This window comes from Streptomyces sp. NPDC016562 (genome assembly GCF_043076955.1).
Classification (GTDB): domain Bacteria; phylum Actinomycetota; class Actinomycetes; order Streptomycetales; family Streptomycetaceae; genus Streptomyces.
This window is the reverse complement of the sequence record NZ_JBIBRZ010000003.1, coordinates 592664-614374: the sequence shown is the minus strand read 5'-3', so window position 1 is coordinate 614374 and position 21711 is coordinate 592664. Positions and strand designations below refer to the sequence as shown.

At 73.3% G+C, this 21711-nt stretch carries 22 protein-coding genes and 1 pseudogene; 12 read left to right on the top strand and 11 right to left on the bottom strand.

Annotated features, from left to right (window positions below; translation table 11 throughout):
* Positions 1 to 69: 69 nt before the first annotated feature.
* On the top strand, positions 70 to 864 hold the full coding sequence (locus tag ACF059_RS17955) for a site-2 protease family protein (protein WP_392057869.1): 795 nt from the start codon (positions 70 to 72) through the stop codon (positions 862 to 864).
* Between the two features lie 27 nt (positions 865 to 891).
* Here the strand turns inward: ACF059_RS17955 and ACF059_RS17950 are convergent, their stop codons facing one another.
* Together ACF059_RS17950 and npdG are read right to left on the bottom strand one after the other, a co-directional pair.
* A complete protein-coding gene (locus tag ACF059_RS17950; protein WP_392057866.1) occupies positions 892 to 1074 on the bottom strand; it encodes a hypothetical protein in 183 nt (60 codons plus the stop codon).
* Between the two features lie 158 nt (positions 1075 to 1232).
* Positions 1233 to 1937, bottom strand: a complete 705-nt coding sequence (npdG, locus tag ACF059_RS17945; protein WP_360897894.1) for an NADPH-dependent F420 reductase — start codon at positions 1935 to 1937, stop codon at positions 1233 to 1235.
* 140 nt (positions 1938 to 2077) lie between these two features.
* Between npdG and ACF059_RS17940 the strand changes: the two genes are divergently transcribed.
* A complete protein-coding gene (locus ACF059_RS17940; RefSeq protein WP_392057863.1) occupies positions 2078 to 2686 on the top strand; it encodes a hypothetical protein in 609 nt (202 codons plus the stop codon).
* Positions 2687 to 2732: 46 nt separating this feature from the next.
* Here ACF059_RS17940 and ACF059_RS17935 read toward each other — a convergent pair whose 3' ends face one another.
* On the bottom strand, positions 2733 to 2969 hold the full coding sequence (locus ACF059_RS17935; RefSeq protein WP_360897891.1) for a hypothetical protein: 237 nt from the start codon (positions 2967 to 2969) through the stop codon (positions 2733 to 2735).
* Between the two features lie 81 nt (positions 2970 to 3050).
* Between ACF059_RS17935 and map the strand changes: the two genes are divergently transcribed.
* Positions 3051 to 3908, top strand: coding sequence for a type I methionyl aminopeptidase (gene map / locus ACF059_RS17930; protein ID WP_360897889.1), 858 nt, complete (start codon positions 3051 to 3053; stop codon positions 3906 to 3908).
* Between the two features lie 118 nt (positions 3909 to 4026).
* The gene (locus ACF059_RS17925) at positions 4027 to 4674 is read left to right on the top strand and encodes a heme oxygenase (biliverdin-producing) (RefSeq protein WP_392057860.1); all 648 of its coding nucleotides are present in this window, start codon (positions 4027 to 4029) and stop codon (positions 4672 to 4674) included.
* Between the two features lie 26 nt (positions 4675 to 4700).
* Here ACF059_RS17925 and ACF059_RS17920 read toward each other — a convergent pair whose 3' ends face one another.
* The 4 genes from ACF059_RS17920 to ACF059_RS17905 all read right to left on the bottom strand — a co-directional run bounded on the left by ACF059_RS17920 (position 4701) and on the right by ACF059_RS17905 (position 8634).
* Positions 4701 to 5018 carry a hypothetical protein gene (locus tag ACF059_RS17920; RefSeq protein WP_392057857.1) on the bottom strand — a complete coding sequence of 106 codons (318 nt, stop codon included), beginning with the start codon at positions 5016 to 5018 and terminating at the stop codon, positions 4701 to 4703.
* Positions 5019 to 5088: 70 nt separating this feature from the next.
* On the bottom strand, positions 5089 to 5748 hold the full coding sequence (locus tag ACF059_RS17915; RefSeq protein WP_392057854.1) for a PhzF family phenazine biosynthesis protein: 660 nt from the start codon (positions 5746 to 5748) through the stop codon (positions 5089 to 5091).
* 19 nt (positions 5749 to 5767) lie between these two features.
* Complete coding sequence (locus ACF059_RS17910) at positions 5768 to 7204, bottom strand: HtaA domain-containing protein (RefSeq protein ID WP_392057851.1); 1437 nt, start codon at positions 7202 to 7204, stop codon at positions 5768 to 5770.
* 44 nt (positions 7205 to 7248) lie between these two features.
* Positions 7249 to 8634: an HtaA domain-containing protein gene (locus tag ACF059_RS17905; protein ID WP_392057848.1), complete on the bottom strand. Its 1386-nt coding sequence runs from the start codon at positions 8632 to 8634 to the stop codon at positions 7249 to 7251.
* A 104-nt stretch (positions 8635 to 8738) separates the two neighbouring features.
* Here ACF059_RS17905 and ACF059_RS17900 point away from each other — a divergent pair, with 104 nt between their 5' ends.
* The 6 genes and pseudogenes from ACF059_RS17900 to efeU all read left to right on the top strand — a co-directional run bounded on the left by ACF059_RS17900 (position 8739) and on the right by efeU (position 15825).
* Positions 8739 to 9737, top strand: a complete 999-nt coding sequence (locus ACF059_RS17900; protein ID WP_392057845.1) for a hemin ABC transporter substrate-binding protein — start codon at positions 8739 to 8741, stop codon at positions 9735 to 9737.
* 421 nt (positions 9738 to 10158) lie between these two features.
* Positions 10159 to 11241, top strand: a pseudogene (locus ACF059_RS17895) (FecCD family ABC transporter permease); the annotation flags it as partial.
* Complete coding sequence (locus tag ACF059_RS17890; protein WP_392057842.1) at positions 11238 to 12260, top strand: heme ABC transporter ATP-binding protein; 1023 nt, start codon at positions 11238 to 11240, stop codon at positions 12258 to 12260. The pseudogene ACF059_RS17895 and the gene ACF059_RS17890, both read left to right, overlap by 4 nt.
* A gap of 177 nt (positions 12261 to 12437) precedes the next feature.
* Positions 12438 to 13592 (top strand): iron uptake system protein EfeO, encoded by a 1155-nt coding sequence (efeO, locus tag ACF059_RS17885; protein ID WP_392057839.1) that lies wholly within the window; start codon positions 12438 to 12440, stop codon positions 13590 to 13592.
* Positions 13593 to 13623: 31 nt separating this feature from the next.
* A complete protein-coding gene (gene efeB / locus ACF059_RS17880; protein WP_392057836.1) occupies positions 13624 to 14955 on the top strand; it encodes an iron uptake transporter deferrochelatase/peroxidase subunit in 1332 nt (443 codons plus the stop codon).
* A gap of 24 nt (positions 14956 to 14979) precedes the next feature.
* Positions 14980 to 15825 (top strand): iron uptake transporter permease EfeU, encoded by an 846-nt coding sequence (gene efeU / locus ACF059_RS17875; protein ID WP_392057833.1) that lies wholly within the window; start codon positions 14980 to 14982, stop codon positions 15823 to 15825.
* A 13-nt stretch (positions 15826 to 15838) separates the two neighbouring features.
* Here efeU and ACF059_RS17870 read toward each other — a convergent pair whose 3' ends face one another.
* The 3 genes from ACF059_RS17870 to ACF059_RS17860 all read right to left on the bottom strand — a co-directional run bounded on the left by ACF059_RS17870 (position 15839) and on the right by ACF059_RS17860 (position 18347).
* Positions 15839 to 16372, bottom strand: coding sequence for a GNAT family N-acetyltransferase (locus ACF059_RS17870; protein ID WP_392057830.1), 534 nt, complete (start codon positions 16370 to 16372; stop codon positions 15839 to 15841).
* 301 nt (positions 16373 to 16673) lie between these two features.
* Positions 16674 to 17540, bottom strand: coding sequence for a PhzF family phenazine biosynthesis isomerase (locus ACF059_RS17865; protein ID WP_361953087.1), 867 nt, complete (start codon positions 17538 to 17540; stop codon positions 16674 to 16676).
* 45 nt (positions 17541 to 17585) lie between these two features.
* Positions 17586 to 18347: an SDR family oxidoreductase gene (locus ACF059_RS17860; RefSeq protein WP_392057827.1), complete on the bottom strand. Its 762-nt coding sequence runs from the start codon at positions 18345 to 18347 to the stop codon at positions 17586 to 17588.
* Between the two features lie 108 nt (positions 18348 to 18455).
* Between ACF059_RS17860 and ACF059_RS17855 the strand changes: the two genes are divergently transcribed.
* Positions 18456 to 19754, top strand: coding sequence for a multidrug effflux MFS transporter (locus tag ACF059_RS17855; RefSeq protein WP_392057824.1), 1299 nt, complete (start codon positions 18456 to 18458; stop codon positions 19752 to 19754).
* 74 nt (positions 19755 to 19828) lie between these two features.
* Positions 19829 to 20842, top strand: a complete 1014-nt coding sequence (locus ACF059_RS17850) for a small ribosomal subunit Rsm22 family protein (RefSeq protein ID WP_392057821.1) — start codon at positions 19829 to 19831, stop codon at positions 20840 to 20842.
* Here the strand turns inward: ACF059_RS17850 and ddaH are convergent.
* Positions 20839 to 21708: a dimethylargininase gene (ddaH, locus tag ACF059_RS17845; RefSeq protein WP_392058157.1), complete on the bottom strand. Its 870-nt coding sequence runs from the start codon at positions 21706 to 21708 to the stop codon at positions 20839 to 20841. The two genes, ACF059_RS17850 and ddaH, sit on opposite strands and share 4 nt — an antisense overlap.
* Positions 21709 to 21711 lie beyond the last annotated feature (3 nt).

Sequence of the window (21711 nt, the reverse complement as noted above, 5' to 3'; positions counted from 1 at the left end):
CCATTGTCACCGGACCCGGTCCCGGCCCCGAACCGATTTCCGCCAGGGCCCCGGGATAGGTTTCCGGGCATGGGTCACCAGGGCAGCCGCGGCGAGCGGCAGATCAGTTCGGTATTCCTCGGCATTCTCGCCGTCATGGCCGTCACCGGCTGGGCGGTGTGGACGCGGTACGCGACGAGCATCGGGCTCGCGGTGTTCCTGTTCGTGACGTCCGCGTGGATCGTCTCCCTGTGCCTGCACGAGTACGCGCACGCCCGCACCGCCCTGCACGGCGGTGACATCTCGGTCGGCGCCAAGGGCTACCTGACGCTGAATCCCCTCAAGTACACGCACGCGCTGCTGAGCATCGTCCTGCCGGTGCTCTTCGTGATCCTGGGCGGGCTGGGCCTGCCCGGCGGCGCCGTCTACATCGAGCGTGACCGGATCCGCGGCCGCTGGAAGCACAGCATGGTCTCGGCGGCGGGCCCCCTGACCAATGTGGCGTTCGCCGTCGTCTGCACGGCGCCGTTCTGGCTGGACGCCCTCGACGGGGTGCCGATGGCGTTCCGCTACGCGCTCGCCTTCCTGGCGCTGCTCCAGGTCTCGGCGGCGATCTTGAACTTCCTGCCGGTCCCGGGCCTGGACGGCTACGGGGTCATCGAGCCGTGGCTGTCGTACAACGTGCGCCGGGAGGTGGCGCCGCTGGCGCCGTTCGGACTGATCGCCGTCTTCGCGCTGCTGTGGATCCCGGAGGTGAACGCGTTCTTCTTCGACGTGGTGGAGGGCGTGCTGTCGGGCCTGGGCGTCTCGGACCTGGAGACCTACTGCGGCCGCGACCTCTACCGCTTCTGGCAGGAGGGCGAGGGCCTCTGCACGGCCCCGTAAGGCCTGCCGGGCACCGGCGCCGCTCACTCAGGAAGCGCGCGCGGCCTTCTCGGCCTTCGCCTTGCGCAGGTAGTACCAGGCCATGTTGGACGTGAGGCCGGCCAGCAGCACCCAGACGATCCCGAGGAGGCTGCCGTCCACGAAGGCGACGACGGCCGCGGCCACCGCGAGGACGCACACGACGACGGCGAAGACTGCAAGGCGGGGCATGGGGAGGGCTCCTCGGGAACACGGAACGGGGTCGAGCCCGTCCAGTGTCCCCCATGCCCCGCAGTGCTGCCGTAAGGATGTCCCGGCCGGGGCGTCCGGGATGTCGGGGTCCTCCGCCGTACGGGTGGCGTACGGGCGGCGGGTGGCGGTCGGCGGGCTCAGACGTCCGTGACGCGCAGGCCCGCGTGGGCCTTGTAGCGGCGGTTGGTGGAGATCAGGTTGGCGACCAGGGACTCGACCTGGTGGGCGTTGCGCAGGCGGCCCGCGAAGACCCCGCGCATGCCGGGGATACGGGCGGCCAGGGCCTGGACGAGGTCCGTGTCGGCGCGGGATTCGCCCAGCACCATCACGTCGGTGTCGATCTCCTCGATCGACTCGTCCTGGAGCAGCACCGCCGACAGGTGGTGGAAGGCCGCCGTGACGCGGGAGTCCGGGAGCAGGGCCGCGGCCTGCTGGGCGGCGCTGCCCTCTTCGACCTGGAGGGCGTAGGCGCCCTGCTTGTCGAAGCCGAGCGGGTTGACGCAGTCCACGACGAGCTTGCCCGCGAGGTCCTCGCGCAGCGCTTCGAGGGTCTTGGCGTGGCCCTCCCACGGCACGGCGATGATGACGATGTCGCTGCGGCGCGCGCACGCGGCGTTGTCCGCCCCCTCCACGCCCAGGCCCAGCTCGTCGGCCGCGGCCTGCGCACGGTCGGCGGCGCGGGAGCCGATGATCACCTTCTGGCCGGCCCGGGCGAGCCGGTAGGCCAGGCCCCGGCCCTGGTCGCCGGTGCCGCCGAGGACGCCGACGACGAGCCCGGACACGTCGGGCAGGTCCCACGGATCCTTCGCCGGCGGCTTCTGCGTGTTGTCTGAGGAAGTCATGGGGGCGAGGGTACTGCCGGGTAGCCCACAGCCGAAGGGACGGGCGCGGGGAGGGCGGCGGGACGGGAGGACGGGAACCCGGCGCGGCGGACCGGAGGGAACCGCTCCCCCGCGCCCCTCCGATGGTGCAGGATTCCGGCATGGACGCCGTGAGGGTCGCGCTGCTGCGCGAGGTGCTCGCCGGTACGCAGTGGCCGGGCGCCGCCCGCCGCTTCGCCGGATCGCTGCGCCGCTCCGTCGTGCCGGCAGGCGGCAACCTGCTGCTGGTGGGGACCGAGCGCTACGAGCCCTGGCACCTGGCGGCGCACCTGGTGGACGAGGCCGCCTGGTCGGGCCTGCCGGAGCTGGCGCCCACGCTCGTACGCCACCACGTGCGGCCCGGGGAGCCGGCGCACCTGTCGGTGGGCCTGGGCAGGCTGGAGGCGGCCCGGCGCGGACACACCCTGCTGGTGGTGGCGCCCGGGGAGCCCGGCGAGGGGCTGCTGGAGCGGGTCCACGACGCCCGGCGGGCGGGGGCGACCGTACTGTCCCTGGACGGCGGGGACCCGGATCTGGGCACGCTGGCGCACGAGGCGCTGTCGGTGCCGGACGGCGCCGCCGAGCTGGACCTCGACACCGTCCAGCACCTGGTCAGCGCGGCGGCCGGCGAGAACACCGGCCTGCCGGTGCAGCGCGGGCCGCGCCGGCTGCGGGACCGGCTGGCGCGGCTGGTCGACCAGCTGACCGCGCCACCGCCCACCCGCTGGTAGCCGCGCGCGGGCCCCGCTGCCGGGGCCGGCCGCGCGGCGGCTCCGGTCAGGGCGCGGAGCCCTCGTCCTCCTCGCGGGACGCGTCGTTCCACTTGGGGTCGTTCTGCCACTCCAGGTTGCGCTCCTGCGCCGTCGCCATGGCGCGGGAGGCCTCCTCGCGGCTCTCGTAGGGACCGAACCGGTCCTTGGCCGGGCACTCGGGGCCTTCCTCGACCTTCTGGTGGACCAGGCAGTAGTACCACTCGCCCGGTTTGCCCACCTGGCGCTTCTTGAACAGGGCCATCGCTGTCGGGCTCCTCTCGATACCGCTGCAACCGCTCTCTGCCGCCATGCTGCCCCATCACCGCTGGATACACTCGCTTGCATGTCTGGCCAGTCGCTGCTCGTACCAGGCGAGCTTTCCCCCGTCCGTTCCGTTCCCGGAAACATCCGCCGGCCCGAGTACGTGGGCAAGCCCGCGCCCACGCCGTACACCGGACCGGAGGTGCAGTCGGCCGAGACCATCGAAGCCATGCGCATCGCCGGCCGGATCGCCGCCCAGGCGATGGAGGAGGCCGCCAAACTGATCGCGCCGGGGGTGACCACCGACGAGCTCGACCGGGTCGCCCACGCGTACATGTGCGATCACGGCGCCTACCCCTCGACGCTCGGCTACCGCGGCTTCCCGAAGTCGCTGTGCGCCTCCGTGAACGAGGTCATCTGTCACGGCATCCCCGATTCCACCGTCCTGCGCGACGGCGACATCGTGAACCTCGACGTGACCGCGTACATCGGCGGGGTGCACGGCGACAACAACGCCACGTACCTGTGCGGTGAGGTGGACGAGGAGTCGCGCCTGCTGGTGGAGCGCACCCGCGAGGCGCTGAACCGGGCCATCAAGGCGGTGAAGCCGGGCCGCCAGATCAACGTCATCGGCCGGGTCATCGAGTCGTACGCGAAGCGCTTCGGCTACGGCGTGGTCCGTGACTTCACCGGCCACGGCATCAACTCCTCCTTCCACTCCGGCCTGATCATCCCGCACTACGACAGCCCGCACGCCACGACCGTCATCGAGCCCGGGATGACCTTCACCATCGAGCCGATGCTGACCCTGGGGACCCACGAGTACGACATGTGGGAGGACGGCTGGACGGTCGTCACCAAGGACCGCAAGCGCACGGCCCAGTTCGAGCACACGCTGGTCGTCACGGACTCCGGGGCGGAGATCCTGACCCTTCCGTAACCGGCCGGCGTTTTACCGACAAGGCGTCGGCAACGCATTGACTTAGGCAAACCTAAGTAGGAGGATCGGGCGTGGCGGCACTGCCGCCGCGCCCGTTTCCTCTGTCTGGAGGTCCGCCTTGGACGCCTTCTCTACGGTCATCCGCGTCGCCTCGCACGAACAGCACACCGAAGCGGAGACGTCGAGCTTCATGAGCGACCTGCTGGGCGGACGGCTCGGCGTGGACGCGTACACGCGCTACACCGAGCAACTGTGGTTCGTGTACCGGGCCCTGGAGGACGCGGCCGAGTCCCTCAAGGACGACCCGGTGGCCGGCCCCTTCATCCGGCCCGAGCTGATGCGCGTCGCGGAGCTCGAACGCGACCTCGCCCACCTGCGGGGCCCGAACTGGCGCGAGGGCGTCACGGCGCTGCCCGCGACCGAGGCGTACGCCTCCCGGGTGGCGCGGTGCGCGGCCGAGTGGCCGGGCGGATACGTCGCCCACCACTACACCCGGTACCTGGGCGACCTCTCCGGCGGCCAGATCATCCGCGACAAGGCCGAGCGCACCTGGGGCTTCGCGCGCAAGGGCGACGGCGTGCGCTTCTACGTCTTCGCGGACATCGCCAACCCGGCGGCCTTCAAGCGGACGTACCGCGAGCTGCTGGACGCGATCGCCGCGGACGACCTGGAGAAGCAGCGCATCGTCGACGAGTGCAAGCGCGCCTTCGACTTCAACGGGGCGGTCTTCCGCGAGCTGGGCGAACGGTTCCCGCTGAGCGCGTAGCCCCTCCGGGGCGGCCCGCGGCCGTTTCAGCCCCCCGAGAACGCCCAGAGCGTGAGCACGGTGACGAGGAACGCGTGGGGGTAGAGGAAGGCCAGGAGGCAGCCGATGCTCCCCAGCGCGAGGCGCCTCCTGCGCTGAAGGTCGGTCCGGGGCGGGATCCAGGTGCCGGCCACCATCACCAGCGGGAGGACGTAGAACAGGGCGAACGGGTACGGGATCCGAGGCAGGTAGGAGGTCGCCTGGCCGAGCCACGCGGCCGCCGGGGCCAGGACGGTGAACATCGCCGCCACCGGCAGCCATTGCCGCCGCTCGTCGGGGTGCCGGGGCGCCGAAGTCTTCGTCATGACGCCATGGCACCGCGGCGACCGGGGACAGCGTCAGCGCCCGCGTACTCACTTCTCCTGTGCGGGATACCTAGTCGAGGCTCGGCGCGAAGCGGACGCGGCCGCCGATCTCGACCGTCCCGTCGGGTCCGGGGGCGGTCAGGAGCTGGGAGCCCGCGCCCTGGGTGATGTTCAGGGCGCGGTTCAGCTGCGCCGTCAGCAGGATCGCCGCCGATCCGGTGGCCTCGTCCTCGGTGATGACCCCGTCGGGGCGGCGCGGGAACCCGCGGGCCCGCACGCGGCCCGCCGCCTCGTCCTCCCAGGCCCAGGCGTACAGCCAGCCCTCGCCCGGGGGCGGGGCCGGCAGGGCCTCGACCTCGGCGACGGACCCGTACTGCTCGGTGCGCTTGCCCTCGATCCACTCGGGGCGGGCGGTGATCCAGGTGAACTCCCCGTCGTCGCGGGCCCATACGGAGCCGGCCGGCGGCTGGAGCTCCTCGATGTCCAGCAGCCACGCGACCCCGACCAGCGGATGTCCGGCGAAGGACATCCGCGTGCCGGGGGTGCGGATGTCGACGACCCCGCGCTCGGGGTCGTCGACGAACACCGTCTCGCTGTAGCCGAGTTCGGCGGCCAGCGCCTGCCGCGCCGCGTCGTCGGGGCAGGTACGGCCGTCGCGTACGACACCCAGCAGGTTGCCGTGGCGGCCGTCACCCGCGCAGAAGACCTTCAGCACGTCGAGATCGTTCACGCGGGAATTGAAGCACGGCTCAGACCAGGTCGGCGCGCCGCCTGCGGGCGAGGAACACCGCGCCGGCGCCGGCCGCGACCACCGCGCCGGAGGTGGCGAGGAGGGCTCCGGCGGGGACCTCCGAGCCGGTGGCGGCGAGGTTCCCGCCGACGGAGCCGCCGCCCACGCTGCCGCCCGTACCGCCGGTCGTGGTGACCGTCGTGGCGGTGGGGGCGGGGGTCGCGCCGGTGGTCGGCAGCACCGCGTCCTTGTCCACCGCGACGGAGAGGGCGAGCGGGTCGAGCGCGTCGCCCGCCTTGTACGGGGAGCCGGTGGTGGCGTTGGCGAAGCTCGCCGCGCCTTCGGCGGTGAACACCGCCGGTACCGCCGGGAGTGTCAGCACGCCCCCCTTGGTCTTGTAGTCCGCCTTGGACAGGTCGAGCGTGGCGAAGGGGACGGCCGCCTTGCTACCGGAGGCGTTCGTGACGTCCACGTACAGGGTGCCGGTCGTACCGGTGGCCTCGACGCGGGCGTTGCCGAAGGTCATGTCGACGCCGTGGGCGGCGTACTGGAAGCGCAGGCTGCCCTGGAAGGAGGCGCTCAGCTTCTGCTTGCCGACGTCCAGTTCGCCCGTGCCGAAGGCGAAGTCGAAGAGTGCGCCGTTCTTGGCGGCGCCGCCGGCCGGGGTGATGGAGCCCGCGCTCAGCACGTACCTGCGGAAGGACTCCTTCACGCCCCAGGTCAGCTTCCCGCTGAGGACCTTCTGCACGCCGTCGGCCGGCGTGGCGGGCCGGCCGGTGGGCTGCTGGGTGGTGGGCGCCGCCGAGGTGGGCGCGGTGGCGGTCGGGGTGGGCTGGGTCGGCGTGGGCCGGGTCGGGGTCGGGGCGGGCTTCTCGAACTCCAGCTTCGCGGTCAGCGGGTCGCCCGCCTTGTTCTCGTAGCCCGGCGAACCGAGTGCGTCCGCGGCCTCCTTCGTGAGCGTGGTCCCCAGGTTGGCCATCGACTGCCCCGCGAAGGCCACCGCGGCCAGCGGCACGTCCTGGGCCGTGGCGCCGCCCTTGGTGACGTCCGCGGTGAGCTTCCTGGTACCGGTGTCGATGCGGAAGTCCGAGAGCGTGACCTCGAAGCCGTGCCCGGTCGGCGGGGCCGGCGAGGAGAAGGTGACGCTGCCCTTGAAGGCCGCCTTCACCACGTGGCCGCCGGCGGGGTCGTACTGGCCGGTCGGCTCGCCGAAGCGCAGGCTGCCGTCCTCGTTCTGCCGGGCGCCGTCGGCGACCGTGATGGAGCCCTTGGCCATGCCGGTCACGTAGGCCCGGTAGCTCGCGAGGACGCCCCAGTCGAGGGAGCCGCCGACGATCTTCATCGGTTCGGCCGGGGGGCCCGCGGCGGTGGCGGGCAGGACGAGGGCGGTGGCGCCGATCGCGGCGGCGGTCAGGACGGCGGCGGCGAGGGCGATCGGGCGGCGGTGGGACAGCATCGCTGGAAGCTCCTGAGGTGACGGGAGGGGTACGGGAGGAAGGTTCAGGGGGTGTCGGAGGGGCGGGCGGCGGCGCTACGGCGGCGTGCGCGCACGACCAGGAGGCCGGCGCCGCAGGCCAGGACCAGGACGGCCAGGCCCAGGGCCGCGTACAGCCCGGCGCGCGAGGACGTCCCGGCCTCCGCGGCGGGCTCCGGTTCGGCGCTCGGGGCCGCCGCGGGCGCGGGCGTGGAGCCCAGGTCGGGGAGGGCCGGCAGCCGGGCGGTGGAGTCGAGGGCGATCGCGAGCGAGACGGGGTCCATCTCGGTGCCGGCCGTGTACAGGGACGTGGGGGCCGTGGAGGCGAAGGCGCGCGAGCCGTCCTCGGTCAGGGTGGCCGGCGCCTCGCTGAGGACGGCGAGCGCGCCTTCGGTCTTCAGCCCCTTGGCGTCGAACTCCACCAGCGCGACGGCGCTCTTGGTCTCGCCGCCGGTCGTGACGTCGGCGCGGAGCACCCCCTTGCCGCCCTCCACCGTGACGCTCACCCGGGCGAGCTTGAGGTCCAGTTGGGCGCCGGTGAAGTGGACGCTGCCGGCGAAGGCCGCGTCGAGCGTGCCCTTCTGTGCGTCGTACGCGCCCTTGCCCTGCGGGAAGCGGAACAGCGCGCCGCCGTCCCGGGCCCCCTCGGTGAGGCTCCAGGCGCCCTGCCCGACCGGGCCGGTGACGTACTCACGGAAGGTGCGGCGCACCCCCCAGTCGACGGCGGCGTCGGCGAAGCCGCCCCGGGGGCTCTCGGCCGTGGCGCTCGGCGGGGCCGACGGCGAGGGGGCCGGGGCCGCCTTCACATCGGCGGAGAGCGAGAGGGGATCGAGCTGCGCCCCGGCCGCGTAGTAGCCGGCGAAGGCCTCGGCACCCTCCGCGGTGAGCGTGGCCGGGATGTTGGTGAGGCTGAGCGGGCTCACCCCGCCCTTCATCGTGACGCCGGCGAGGCCGAGGGTGGCGAAGGGCACCTGGGCCCGGCTCGTGACCGCGCCGGTGCCCTTGGCCTTGCTGGAGACGTCCACGTACAACGTGCCGTTGCCGCCACTGATCCTGACGGTGGGCCGGCTGACGGTCATGTCCAAGTCGTAGGAGCCGTCGGGCCTCTGGTGCCCCTGAAAGGTCACCCCGCCCGCGTACGAGGCCTCGAACGCTCCGGAGGTGGCGTCATACGAACCGGCCGCCGAGTGGAACCGGAACAGGCTGCCGCCGACCGTCGCGGCGCCGCCCTTCAGCTTGAAAGCGCCTTTCGCCACCGGCCCGGTGACATAACTCTGGAAGGACGACTTGACGCCCCAGTCGAGCCGACCCCCCTGTACGGTGCCCGCCCGGGCGGCGGTGGCCGGGAGCAGGACCGCCACCAGGGCCGCCAACAGGGCGACGGCGAACGCACGGACGGGTCTCACGGACATGAACGTCCCCTCCAGGGTCTGGCAAAGCAAGGTTAGGCTAACCTAAGCTACCTCCGGTCGGGTTCGTAACCCCCCGGTCCCCGGAACATCAGGACGGTGCCCTCGTGCCTTCGCCCCCCGCCGCACACCGCTTCCCCCGTCTCGCCCTCGCCGTGGCAGCCCTGTCACTCGCGCTGACGGCCTGCGCCGGCACCCCGTCCGCGTCCCCGCGCCCCGCCGCCGCCCCGGACCGGGTGGAACCCCTCACCCCGGCTCCCGTACCCGCCCTCCCCGTCACCGTGCCCTCCATGGACGGCACTCCGGTCACCGTCACGTCCGCGGACCGGATCGTCCCGCTGACGGGCAGCCTCAACGAGATCGTCCACACCCTCGGCCTCGGCGAGCGGGTGGTGGCCCGGGACATCACGGCCACCTTCGAACAGGCCGCCGCGCTCCCGGTGGTGACCCGAGGCCACGACGTGTCCGCGGAGAGCGTCCTGTCGCTGCGCCCGACCCTCGTGCTGGCCGAGACCACCAGCGGCCCGGCCGAAGCGGTCCGCCAGATCCGCGACGCCGGCATCCCCGTCCTGGTGGTGGCCCCGGCCAAGTCCCTGGACGACGTACCGAAACGCATCGGCACGGTCGCCGCCGCCCTGGGCGTCCCGGAGGCCGGCGCCGCCCTCAACCAGCGCACCGCGGACCGGATCGCCGCCGCCCGCAAGAACGTTCCGGCCACCGACAAGCCCCGGGTCGCCTTCCTCTACCTCCGCGGCACCGCGTCCGTCTACCTCCTGGGCGGCTCGGACTCCGGCGCGGCCTCCCTCCTCGAAGCGGCCGGCGCGATCGACACCGGCAAGGAGTCGGGCCTCGGCAAGGACTTCACCCCGATCACCAGCGAAGCCCTGGCGGCGGCCGCCCCCGACGCCATCCTCGTCATGTCCAAGGGCCTCGACTCGGTCGGCGGCGTCGACGGCCTGGTGAAGATCCCGGGCGTCGCGCAGACCCCGGCCGGCATGGACCGCCGCGTCCTCACGATCGACGACGGCGTCCTCCTCAACTACGGCCCCCGCACGGACCAGGTCCTCACCTCCCTGATCACCCAACTCCACAACAAGGCCGCCTGAGGTGGCCCTCCAAGACCCCCTGCACACCCGCAGCTCCGAGCCCCCCGCACCCACCGACACCCCACCGGGCACCACCCCGCCCGGTCCCGGCGGAGCCGGTCATGCGCCGGGCCGCTCCCCGCAGCACGCCGAACACACCCCCGCCGCACTCCCCAACCCCTCACCGGACACCACCCCACCCGGGACCACTTCACCCGGGACCACCTTGGCCGGTCCCGGCGGAGCCGGGCGGGTGCCGGGGCGCTTCCCGCAGGGCACCACCCCGGCCGGTTTCGGTGGGGTCGGGTGTGTGTCGGGGCGCTCCCCGCAGGGCGTCGAACGCACCGCCGCCGCACCCTCCGACCCCTCGTCACGTTCGGCGCCCGAGGAGACGCCCCGGCGCGCGCCCGGCCCCGCCGAAACCGGCCCCACCCCCGCCCCGCCGACGCCTGCCGCACAGCCCCCGGCAGACCCCGGCAAGCCTCACCGCCGCGCCCCCCTGACCGCCACCGCCGCCCTCACCACCGCCCTCACCACCGCCCTGCTCCTCCTCGCCCTGCTCTCCGCAGGAACCGGCGCCTACGAGATCCCCCTCCCCGACGTCCTCACCTCCGCCCAGCACCGCCTGGGCCTCGGCGGCGCCCCCCTGGACCGCGTCGGCGAAAGCGTGCTGTGGAACGTACGCCTGCCCCGCATCGCCCTCGCCCTGCTCGTCGGCGCCAGCCTCGGCTGCGCGGGCGCGCTCATGCAGGGCGTCTTCGGCAACCCCCTCGCCGAGCCAGGCGTCATCGGCATCTCGGCCGGCGCAGCCGTCGGCGCGGTCGCCGCCATCGCCCTCGGCCTGACCTTCCTCGGCAACTGGACCGTCACGGCCTGCGCGTTCGTCGCGGGCCTGGTCACCGTCAGCGCGGTGTACCTCCTCTCCCGCAACGGCGGGAGGACCGAGGTCGTCACCCTCATCCTCACCGGCATCGCCGTCAACGCCTTCGCCGGCGCCCTCATCGGCCTGTTCGTCTTCTTCGCGGACAGCGGCCAGGTCAACCAGATCACCTTCTGGCAGCTCGGCTCCCTCGCCCAGGCCACCTGGCCCAAGGTGCTCGCCGTACTGCCCTGCGCCCTCGCCGGCCTCGTCGTCGCCCCCTTCTACGCCCGCCGGCTCGACCTGCTCTCCCTGGGCGAGCGGCCCGCCCGCCACCTCGGCGTCGACGTCGAACGGCTGCGCCTCGCCCTGATCCTGGTCGTCGCGCTGCTCACCGCCGCCGCCGTCGCGGTCGCCGGCGTCATCACCTTCGTCGGCCTGCTCGTCCCGCACCTGCTGCGCATGGCCCACGGCCCGGGCCACCGCTTCCTGATCCCGGGCAGCGCCCTCGCCGGCGCCGTGGTCCTGGTCGCGGGCGACCTGGCCGCCCGCACCCTCGCCCAGCCCGCCGAACTGCCGCTCGGCGTCCTGACCGCCCTGCTCGGCAGCCCGTTCTTCTTCTGGCTGCTGCGCCGCACCCGCCGCAAGCAAGGAGGCTGGGCATGAGCCCCACGAGCCCGCCCGGCCCACCCACCCCGGCCAGAACCCCCGGCCGCACCCCCACAAACCCCCTGACCCGCCTCCTCTCCCTCACCACCCGCACCGCCCGAACCACCCGCACCGCCCGAACCACCCGCACTGCCCGCCTCACCCGCACCGCCCGCCCCGTACCCCCCCGCCCCACCCCCGGCACCCCTTTCGCCCAAGCCACCGCCCTCCACCTCCACCTCGGCCACCGCGAGGTCCTCACCGGCATCGACCTGACCGCGCGCTCCGGCGAGGTACTGGCCCTGGTCGGCCCCAACGGCGCCGGCAAGTCCACCCTTCTGGCCGCACTCGCCGCCGACCTTCCCGCCACCTCCGGCGAGATCCGGATCGACGGCCGCCCGGTGGGCGACTGGAGCGCCCCGGACCTCGCGCTGCGCCGCTCCGTACTCCCCCAGTCGGCCGTACTGGCCTTCCCCTTTCCCGTGGAGGAGGTCGTACGGATGGGCCGCGCACCCTGGGCCGGCACCGCCTGCGCCGACCACGACGACGAGGCGGTGGCCGCCGCCATGGCCGCCACCGAGGTCACGACCTTCGCCGCGCGCCCCTTCTCCGCCCTCTCCGGCGGCGAGCGCGCCCGGGTCGCGCTGGCCCGCGTACTGGCCCAGCGGACCCCGCTGCTGCTGCTCGACGAGCCCACCGCCGCCCTGGACCTGCGCCACCAGGAGCTCGTGCTGCGCATCTGCCGGGAGCGGGCCGCGGCCGGGGACGCGGTGGTCGTCGTCCTGCACGACCTCGGGCTGGCCGCCGCCTACGCGGACCGGGCCGCCGTCCTGCACGAGGGGCGGATCGCCGCGGACGGCCCTCCCGGCGAGGTGTTCGACGGCGCGCTGCTGAGCCGGGTCTACCGGCAGCCCGTGGAGGTGCTCGCGCACCCCCGCACGGGCGCCCCGCTGGTGGTCCCCGTCCGCGGAACCGATAGTTCCGCGACCCGCCCTTCCGCAGTACGGAACGGTCACCAGGGCTTGACTCCCTCTTGACCCGACCATGGGGTTGGCGTGAAACGACCGTGACTGGCTCGTATCCGTCCACAAAAGGTGAGAGCTGAATCACTGTACGAGTGGGTATGACTGAGGTAAGGCTCGGTTAAGTTAGGTCCGCCTCACCGGCCTGATCCCCCTTGGGACGGCCCCCTCGTCCGACGCCCAGGAGCCCCCATGCGCCCCGCCCGCCTCACCGTCATCGCCGCCGCCTCCGTGGCAGCCGCCCTGACCGCCGTCACCGGCTGCTCCGAGAAGAGCGACGCGGGCGGCGACGGCGCGATCAAGGTGGCCGCCTCCGACACCGCCTGCGAGGTCTCCGCGACCGAGTTCCCGGCGGGCAAGGTCCAGATCGACGTCGAGAACAAGGGCTCCAAGGTCACCGAGGTCTACGTCCTCTTCCCGGACGCCCGCATCGTGACGGAGCGCGAGAACATCGGCCCCGGCACCAAGGCCTCCATCACCGCCGAGATCAAGGCGGGCGACTACGAGATCGTCTGCAAGCCCGGCATGAAGGGCGACGGCATCGCCCAGAAGGTCAAGGCCACCGGCAAGGGCGCCGCCGAGGACAAGCGCAGCCCCGAGGCGGACGCCGCGGTCGCCGCCTACCGCCAGTACGTGGTCACGCAGGCCCAGGAGACCCTCCCCAAGGCCCAGGCCTTCGCGGACGCGGTCAAGGCCGGCGACCTGGAGGCCGCGAAGAAGGCGTACGCGCCGTCCCGCATCGGCTGGGAGCGCACCGAGCCGGTCGCCGAGTCCTTCGGTGACATCGACCCGAAGGTCGACGTGCGCGAGGACGGCCTGGAGGCCGGCCAGGACCCGGCGAAGGACTGGACGGGCTGGCACCGCCTGGAGAAGTCCCTGTGGGTCGACAAGAAGATCGACGACAACGACAAGAAGCTCGCCGACACCCTGATCGCGGACCTGACCGACTGGGAGAAGAAGGTCGGCACGGCCGAGATCACCCCCTCCTCGATCGCCAACGGCGCCAAGGAGCTCCTGGACGAGGTCGCGACCGGCAAGGTCACGGGCGAGGAGGAGCGCTACTCCCACACCGACCTGGTCGACTTCAAGGCCAACGTCGAGGGCGCGGAGAAGGCGTACGAGGTCCTGAAGGCCATCGCCGCGAAGAACGACCCGGAGCTCGTCAAGCAGCTGGACACCCAGTTCGCGGCGATGAACACGCTGCTGGACAAGTACCGCGCGGACAAGACCTCCTACGAGTTCACCTCGTACGAGCAGGTCGGGGACCCGGAGCGCAAGGAGCTCTCGGACGGCGTCAGCGCCCTCGGTGAGCCGCTCTCCAAGCTCGCCGCCGCGGTCACGAAGTAACGGTACGGGGACGAGGAGGCGGGAGAGCGCGATGACCGAGCCCACGCCGCAGGCGGCGGCGCAGCAGGAGCCGCAGACGCAGACCCAGACGCAGGCGCAGGCCGAACAGCCCGGCGCCGGCGAGCCGGCGACGGCCACCGCGCCCTCGCGCCGCACCGTCCTGGGCTGGGGCGGTGCCGGGCTCGCGCTCGGCGCGGCCGCGGCCGGCGGCGCGGCGGCCGCCCTGGGCGGCGGGCCGGACATGGTCTCGGCCGCTGCCGCCGGGGCGGCCGTGCCGTTCCACGGTGAGCACCAGGCCGGCATCGCCACCCCCGTGCAGGACCGTCTGCACTTCGCGGCCTTCGACGTGAAGACGAAGAGCCGCGAGGAGCTGATCGAGCTCCTCAAGGAGTGGACCGAGGCCGCCCGCCTGATGACGGCCGGCCGGCCCGTCGGCGAGGGCGGCTTCGGCGGCCTCCCGGAGGCCCCGCCGGACGACACCGGCGAGGCCCTGGGCCTGAAGGCCTCCCGCCTCACCCTGACCATCGGATTCGGTCCGGGCCTGTTCGCCAAGGGCCGGTTCGGGCTGGAGGGCAAGCGCCCCGAGGCGCTGGTGGACCTGGAGCTGTTCCCCGGCGACAACCTGGACCCGGCCCGCTCCGGCGGCGACATCTGCGTCCAGGCCTGCGCCGACGACCCGCAGGTCGCCGTGCACGCCATCCGCCAGCTTGCCCGCATCGGCTTCGGCAAGACCGCGGTGCGCTGGTCGCAGCTGGGCTTCGGCAAGACCTCGTCGACCACGCCCGACGAGCAGACCCCGCGCAACATGATGGGCTTCAAGGACGGCACCCGGAACATCTCCGGCACCGACAAGGCCGCCCTGGACAAGCACGTGTGGGTCGGCCCCGGCGACGGCAGCGACTGGATGACCGGCGGCTCGTACCTGGTGGCCCGGCGGATCCGGATGAACATCGAGATCTGGGACCGCACCCCGCTGCGCGAGCAGGAGGACATCTTCGGCCGCGACAAGGGCGAGGGTGCCCCGGTCGGCAAGTCGAAGGAGCGCGACGAGCCGTTCCTGAAGGCGATGAAGCCCGAGGCGCACGTCCGCCTCGCGCACCCGGACACGAACAACGGCGCGACGATCCTGCGCCGCGGCTACTCCTTCACCGACGGTACGGACGGCCTGGGCCGCCTCGACGCGGGCCTGTTCTTCCTCGCCTACCAGCGCGACGTCCGCAAGGGCTTCGTCCCGATCCAGCGCCAGCTGGCCAAGGCCGACGTCCTCAACGAATACATCCAGCACGTGGGTTCGGCGATATTCGCCGTCCCGCCGGGCGTCCGCGACAAGGACGACTGGTGGGGCCGGACGCTGTTCGCGTAAGTCAGCCCGAGAGAAGGAACCGCCGTGTTCGGCAATTATCTGATCGGCCTGCGCGAGGGGCTGGAGGCCAGCCTGGTCGTCTGCATCCTGGTCGCGTACCTGGTGAAGACGGAGCGCCGGGACGCCCTGCGTCCCGTGTGGCTCGGCATCGCGATCGCCTGCGGGCTCTCGCTGGCCTTCGGCGCCATGCTGGAGTTCGGCACGCAGGAGCTGACCTTCGAGGCGCAGGAGCTGCTCGGCGGCAGCCTGTCGATCATCTCGGTGGGTCTGGTGACGTGGATGGTCTTCTGGATGAAGCGCACCGCGCGGCATCTGAAGGCCGAGCTGCACGGCAAGCTCGACACGGCGCTCGCGATGGGCACCGGTGCGCTGGTCGCCACCGCGTTCCTGGCCGTCGGCCGCGAGGGGCTGGAGACGGCGCTGTTCGTGTGGGCGTCGGTGCGTGCGAGCGGGGAGGGCTCCTCGGCGCCGCTGATCGGGGTCCTGCTGGGCATCGCGACGGCGATCGTGCTGGGGTACCTCTTCTACCGGGGTGCCCTGAAGATCAATCTGGCGAAGTTCTTCACGTGGACCGGCGGCATGCTGGTGATCGTGGCCGCGGGCGTGCTCGCGTACGGCGTCCACGACCTCCAGGAGGCGCGTTTCCTCGGCGGTCTGAACGACCGGGCCTTCGACGTCAGCGCGGCCGTCCCGCCGGACAGCTGGTACGGGACCCTGCTCAAGGGGGTCTTCAACTTCCAGCCGGACCCCACCGTCCTCCAGCTGACGGTGTGGGCGCTGTACCTGGTCCCCGTGCTGACGCTGTTCCTCCTCGACCGCCGCCCGCCGGCCGCGCAGCCGCAGCCGGCGCAGGCCACCCAGGCCGGCTGAGCGGCGCGTCCGGTCACCAGAGCCGGTCGACGCTCCCCGGGTACAGCGGGACGCGGGCGCCCGTGAAGGCCGCCCGGTCCCGCTCGGGGGTGTCCGAGAAGAAGGCGGCCATGACCGTCTTGTCGAAGCCCGGGGCGTCCGTGGCGAGGGGCTCGTGCGGGGTCCCGCCCACCAGGACGGTGGAGGGCAGCGGTTCAAACCCGGCCGCCTCGTAGAACGGGCCCAGCGGCCGGTCGCAGCTGAACAGTGCCAGGTCCAGGCCCGGTTCCGCCGCGAGCGCCGCGCGGGCCGCGGCGACCAGCCGGCCGCCGATCCCGCGGCCGCGCAGCGAGGCCCGCGTCACGACCGCGCTCAGTCCGGCCGCCCGGTACGTCCGCCCCGCGAGCGGGACCTCCTTGAACAGCAGCGCCAGGGAGGCGGCCACGGCGCCGTCGGCGTCGACCAGCAGCATCGCGCGCGGCGCCAGCGCCGGGTCGTGCCCCGGCGAAGCCCCCGGCCAGGCCTCGGCCTCCAGCCGAGCGACCTGCGCGGCCACCTCAGCGGGCACGCCCGCCTCAGCCCACCCGAACACCCTCATACCGTCCAACGCAGCCCCACCGACATGTGAGGCGCAGGGTCCGGGCCGGAGCCCCCACAGCGGCACTTCAACCCCGCCGGCCTGTGAGACACGGGGTCCGGGCCGGAGCCCCCACAGCGGCACTTCAGCCCCGCCGGCCTGTGAGACACGGGGTCCGGGCCGGAGCCCCCACAGCGGCACTTCAGCCCCGCCGGCGTTTGAGGCGCGGGGTCCGGGGCGGAGCCCCGGCAGCGGAGCCGCACCGGCCTCCCTCCACGGCGGGTGCTCGCGCTCACGCGATCCGTACGCCCCCGCCCCCCACCCGCACGCGGGAGTCGCCCGCGCGCAGCTCCACCGTGAGCACCCCCGGCCGCCCCATGTCCTCGCCCTGGTGCAGGGTGAGCACGGCGTCCTGCGGGACCAGGCCCAGCTCGCGCGCGTACGCGCCGAAGGCGGCCGCGGCGGCTCCCGTGGCCGGGTCCTCGACGACGCCGCCGACCGGGAAGGGGTCCCGTACGTGGAACTCCGCCGGGCCCGCCCGGTGCACCAGCTGCACGGTGGTGAGGTCCAGGCGCCGCATCAGCGCCTCCAGCCGGGCGAAGTCGTACGCGAGGTCGGCGAGCCGGGCCCGGGTGGCGGCGCCGAGCACCAGGTGGCGGGCTCCGGCGAAGGCGATCCGGGGCGGGAAGGCCGGGTCCAGGTCGGCCTGCGGCCAGTCCAGCGCGGCGAGCGCCTCGGCGAGGTCGGCGGCGGCGATCTCCTCGGTGTGCGGTTCGACGCTGGTCAGCGTGGCGCGCAGCCGTCCGTCCGCCTCCGCGACGACGTCGACGGGGACGGGTCCCGCCGGGGTGGCGAAGAGCAGCTCGCCGGGACCGGTCCGCTCGGCCAGCGCCACGGCCGTGGCGACCGTGGCGTGCCCGCAGAAGGGGACCTCTGCCTTGGGGCTGAAGTAGCGCACGGTGAAGGACCGGCCCTCGGGGCCGCCCAGACCCTCCGGGGGCGCGGTCAGGAAGGCGGTCTCGCTGTAGCCCAGCCCGGCGGCGATCTCCAGCATCGCGGCGTCGTCCAGCCCGGCCGCGTCGAGCACGACCCCGGCGGGATTGCCGCCTGCCGGGTCATGCGAGAAGGCGGTGTAGCGCAGTACCTCGGTATCGGTCATCCGTTCATGATCTGCCGCCTTCGCGCGGGCGCGCAACGAGGTTCCTCAGCCGCGCCCGATGTACGGCATCGCGGTGGCCATCACCGTCGCGAACTGGACGTTCGCCTCCAGCGGGAGCTCGGCCATGTGCAGGACCGTACGGGCCACGTCGGCGGCGTCCATCACCGGTTCCACGGCCAGCTGCCCGTTGGCCTGGAGGATGCCGGTCTGCATGCGCTCGGTCATCTCGGTCGCCGCGTTGCCGATGTCGATCTGGCCGCAGGCGATGCGGTAGGGCCGCCCGTCCAGCGACAGGGACTTCGTCAGGCCGGTCATCGCGTGCTTGGTCGCGGTGTAGGCGATGGAGTGGGGGCGGGGCACGTGCGCCGAGATGGAGCCGTTGTTGATGATCCGCCCGCCCTGCGGGCTCTGCTGCTTCATCTGCCGGAAGGCGGCCTGCGCGCACAGGAAGGCGCCGGTGAGGTTGACGTCCACGACGGAGCGCCACGCCTCGTAGGTGAGGTCCTCCAGGGGGACCCCGCCGGGCCCGAAGGTGCCCGCGTTGTTGAAGAGCAGGTCCAGGCGCCCGTAGTGCGCGCGCACCGACTCGAACAGCCGAGTCACGTCGTCCGGGTCGCTCACGTCGGCGCGTACGCACAGCACGTCGGCGCCGGCCCCGGCCGCCTTCGCGGTCTCCTCCAGCGGTTCGGTCCGGCGGCCGGCCACGGCCACGGCCCAGCCCGCGGCGGCCAGGGCCAGCGCCACGGAGCGGCCGATCCCGGAGCCGGCGCCGGTGACCACGGCGATCTTCTTCGTAGGTTCGTCCATGGGGCCGCAGGGTACGTCACACGGCGCCCCGGTCCCCGGACGTTCCGATTGCTGAGAGCATGGGTCGGTCGGGGGTGCGTGCAGCAGCTGAGAGGACGGGAGTCCCGCATGTCGGAAAGAGGCCCCGCGACGGCCGCCTCGCAGGACTCGTCGCCCGCATCGCCCACGTCTGCCTCCGCCTCCACACCCCTGGTGTCCGCCCGGCGCACCAGCCTGCTGGTCACCTTCGTACTCGGCGGGCTGACGGCCCTGCCCCCGCTGTCCATGGACATGTACCTGCCGGCCCTGCCGCAGGTCACCGACGCCCTGCACAGCCCGGCCGCGACCATCCAGCTCACGCTGACCGCCTGCCTCGCCGGCATGGCCCTGGGCCAGCTCGTCATCGGCCCGATGAGCGACAAGTGGGGCCGGCGCCGTCCGCTGCTCGTCGGCATGGTCGTCTACGTCCTGGCCACCGCGATCTGCGCCCTCGCCCCGAGCGCGGAGATGCTGATCGCCTTCCGCCTGCTCCAGGGCCTGGCCGGAGCGGCCGCGATCGTCATCGCGCGGGCCGTCGTGCGCGACCTGTACGACGGCGTCGAGATGGCCCGCTTCTTCTCCACCCTGATGCTCATATCCGGGACCGCCCCGATCATCGCGCCGCTCATCGGCGGCCAGGTGCTGCGCGTGTCCGACTGGCGCGGGGTGTTCGTCGTCCTGACCGGCGTCGGTACCGTGCTCACGCTGGTCGTGTGGCGGGGGCTCGGCGAGACCCTGCCGCCCGAGCGGCGGCACACCGGCGGCGTCGGATCCGCCCTGCACACCATGCGCGGCCTGCTCGCCGACCGCGTCTTCACCGGCTACACCCTCACCGGCGGCTTCGCCTTCGCCGTGCTCTTCTCCTACATATCGGCCTCGCCCTTCGTGATCCAGGAGATCTACGGGGCCTCGCCCCAGGCCTTCTCCCTCCTCTTCGGCCTCAACTCCGTCGGCCTGATCGCCGTCGGCCAGGTCAACGGCAAGCTGCTGGTCGGCCGGGTCAGCCTGGACAAGGTCCTGGCCGTCGGGCTCGGGATCGTCACGGCCGCCGCGGTGTCGCTGCTGCTGATGTCCACCGGCGTGTTCGGGGAGGTCGGACTGCCCCCGGTCGCCGCCGCGCTGTTCGTGCTGATGTCGGCGATGGGCGTGCTGCTGCCCAACACCAACGCGCAGGCGCTGATGCGCACCCCGCACGCGGCCGGCTCCGCCTCCGCCCTGATCGGCACCTCCTCGTTCCTGGTCGGCGCGATCGCCTCCCCGCTGGTGGGCATCGCGGGCGAGGACACGGCGGTGCCGATGGCGGTGGTCCAGCTGGTGTGCGCCCTCCTGGCGGTGACCGCCTTCCTGAGCCTGTGCCGCCCGTGGCAGCCCCGCGAGGCCACCGCTTAAACCTGTACGCGCGGGCCTGGGCCCGCGGGAGCCCGGCCGACGGGCCCGGCTGCGGCGCGCCGTAAACTCGGTGGGTGAACGCCTCCGCCCCCACCACCGCCGAGACCCTGCGCACCGCCCTCGGCGGTCTGCTCGACGGCCTCCCGCCCAGGCAGGCCGCGGCCGCCGTCGAGCGGCTCATCGCCAACTACCGGGGGCAGACCCCGACCAACGCGCCCGTACTGCGCGACCGCTCCGACGTCGCGGCGTACGCGGCGTACCGGATGCCGGCCACCTTCGAGGCCGTACGGACCGCGCTGGACGGGCTCGCGGAGGCGGCGCCCGCCTGGACGCCGGGCTCGCACGTGGACGTGGGCGGCGGTACGGGCGCGGCCACCTGGGCGGTGGACGCCACCTGGGACGGCCCGCGCGAGACCACGGTCCTGGACTGGGCGGAGCCCGCGCTCAAGCTCGGCAAGGAGATCGCGGACGCCTCGCCCTCCCCCGCGCTGCGCGCGGCGCAGTGGCGCCGGGCCGTCATCGGCTCCGGTCTGGCCCTGCCCGACGCCGACCTGGTGACCGTCTCGTACGTGCTGGGCGAGCTGACCCCGCAGGCCCGTACGGCGGTCGTCGCCGAGGCGGCGCGGGCCGGACAGGCCGTGGTGCTGATCGAGCCGGGCACGCCGGAGGGCTACCTGCGCATCCGCGAGGCCCGCGACCAGCTGATCGCCGCCGGGCTGCGGGTGGCCGCGCCCTGCCCGCACGACGGGACCTGCCCGATCGAGGTCGGCCAGGACTGGTGCCACTTCTCGGCGCGGGTCAGCCGGTCCTCCCTGCACCGGCAGGTCAAGGGCGGCTCGCTCCCGTACGAGGACGAGAAGTTCAGCTACGTCGCCGCGACCCGCTTCCCGACCGGGCCCGCCGCCTTCCGGATCACGCGCAGGCCGCAGATCCGCAAGGGGCTGGTCCTGCTGGAGCTGTGCGGGCCGCAGGGCGAGGGCCTGACCCGGGTCAACGTGACCAAGCGCCACGGCGACCTGTACAAGGCCGCCCGGGACGCCGACTGGGGCCAGGCCTGGCCCCCGCCCTCCGAGCCGCAGGCGGATTAGGGCCGCAGCTCCTGGGTGCAGCACTTCACGCTGCCGCCGCCCTTGAGGAGCTCGCCCAGGTCCATCGGGACCGGCTCGAACCCCCGGTCCCGTAGCGGCGCCAGCAGTCCGGTCGCCGCCTGCGGGAGCACGACGTGCCGGCCGTCGGACACCGCGTTCAGCCCGAGGGCCGCCGCGTCCGCCTCCTCGGCGATCAGTGCGTCGGGGAAGAGCCGCCTGAGCACGCCCTGGCTGCCGGGCGAGAAGGCGCCGGGGTAGTACATGATCTCGTCGCCGTCGAGGACGCAGAGCGCCGTGTCCAGGTGGTAGTAGCGCGGGTCCACCAGGTCGAGGCCGATGACCGGGCGGGCGAAGAACTCCTGGGCCTCGTCGTGCGAGAGCGGGCTGGAGCGGAAGCCCCGGCCGGCCAGGATGTAGGTGGACGTGACGGCGAAGTCGCCCTCGCCCTCGTTGACGTGGGAGGGCTCGTGGACGTCCTGGTAGCCGTGGCTGCGGAACCACGCGAGGTGGAGCCCGGCCTCGGCGGTCCGTTCCGGGTGGGCGAAGCGGGCGCCGAGCACCTTGCCGTCGACGACCAGGGCGCCGTTCGCCGCGAAGACCATGTCGGGCAGCTCGGGGTCGGGCGCGAGGGTCTCGACGGTGTGCCCGAGGGCGCGGTAGCGGTCCCTCAGGTCTTCCCACTGGGCGAGTGCGAGGGGCAGGTCCACCGGTTTCGTGGGGTCCATCCACGGATTGATGGAGTACGTGACCTTGAAGTGTGCGGGTGGGCACATCAGGTAACGCCGGGGTGTGGCGTTTCTGCGCAAAGAAGGCTCCTCACGACTTACACGGCTTGCTCTACTCGGTTGGAGTACGGAGTCGAGTATTGG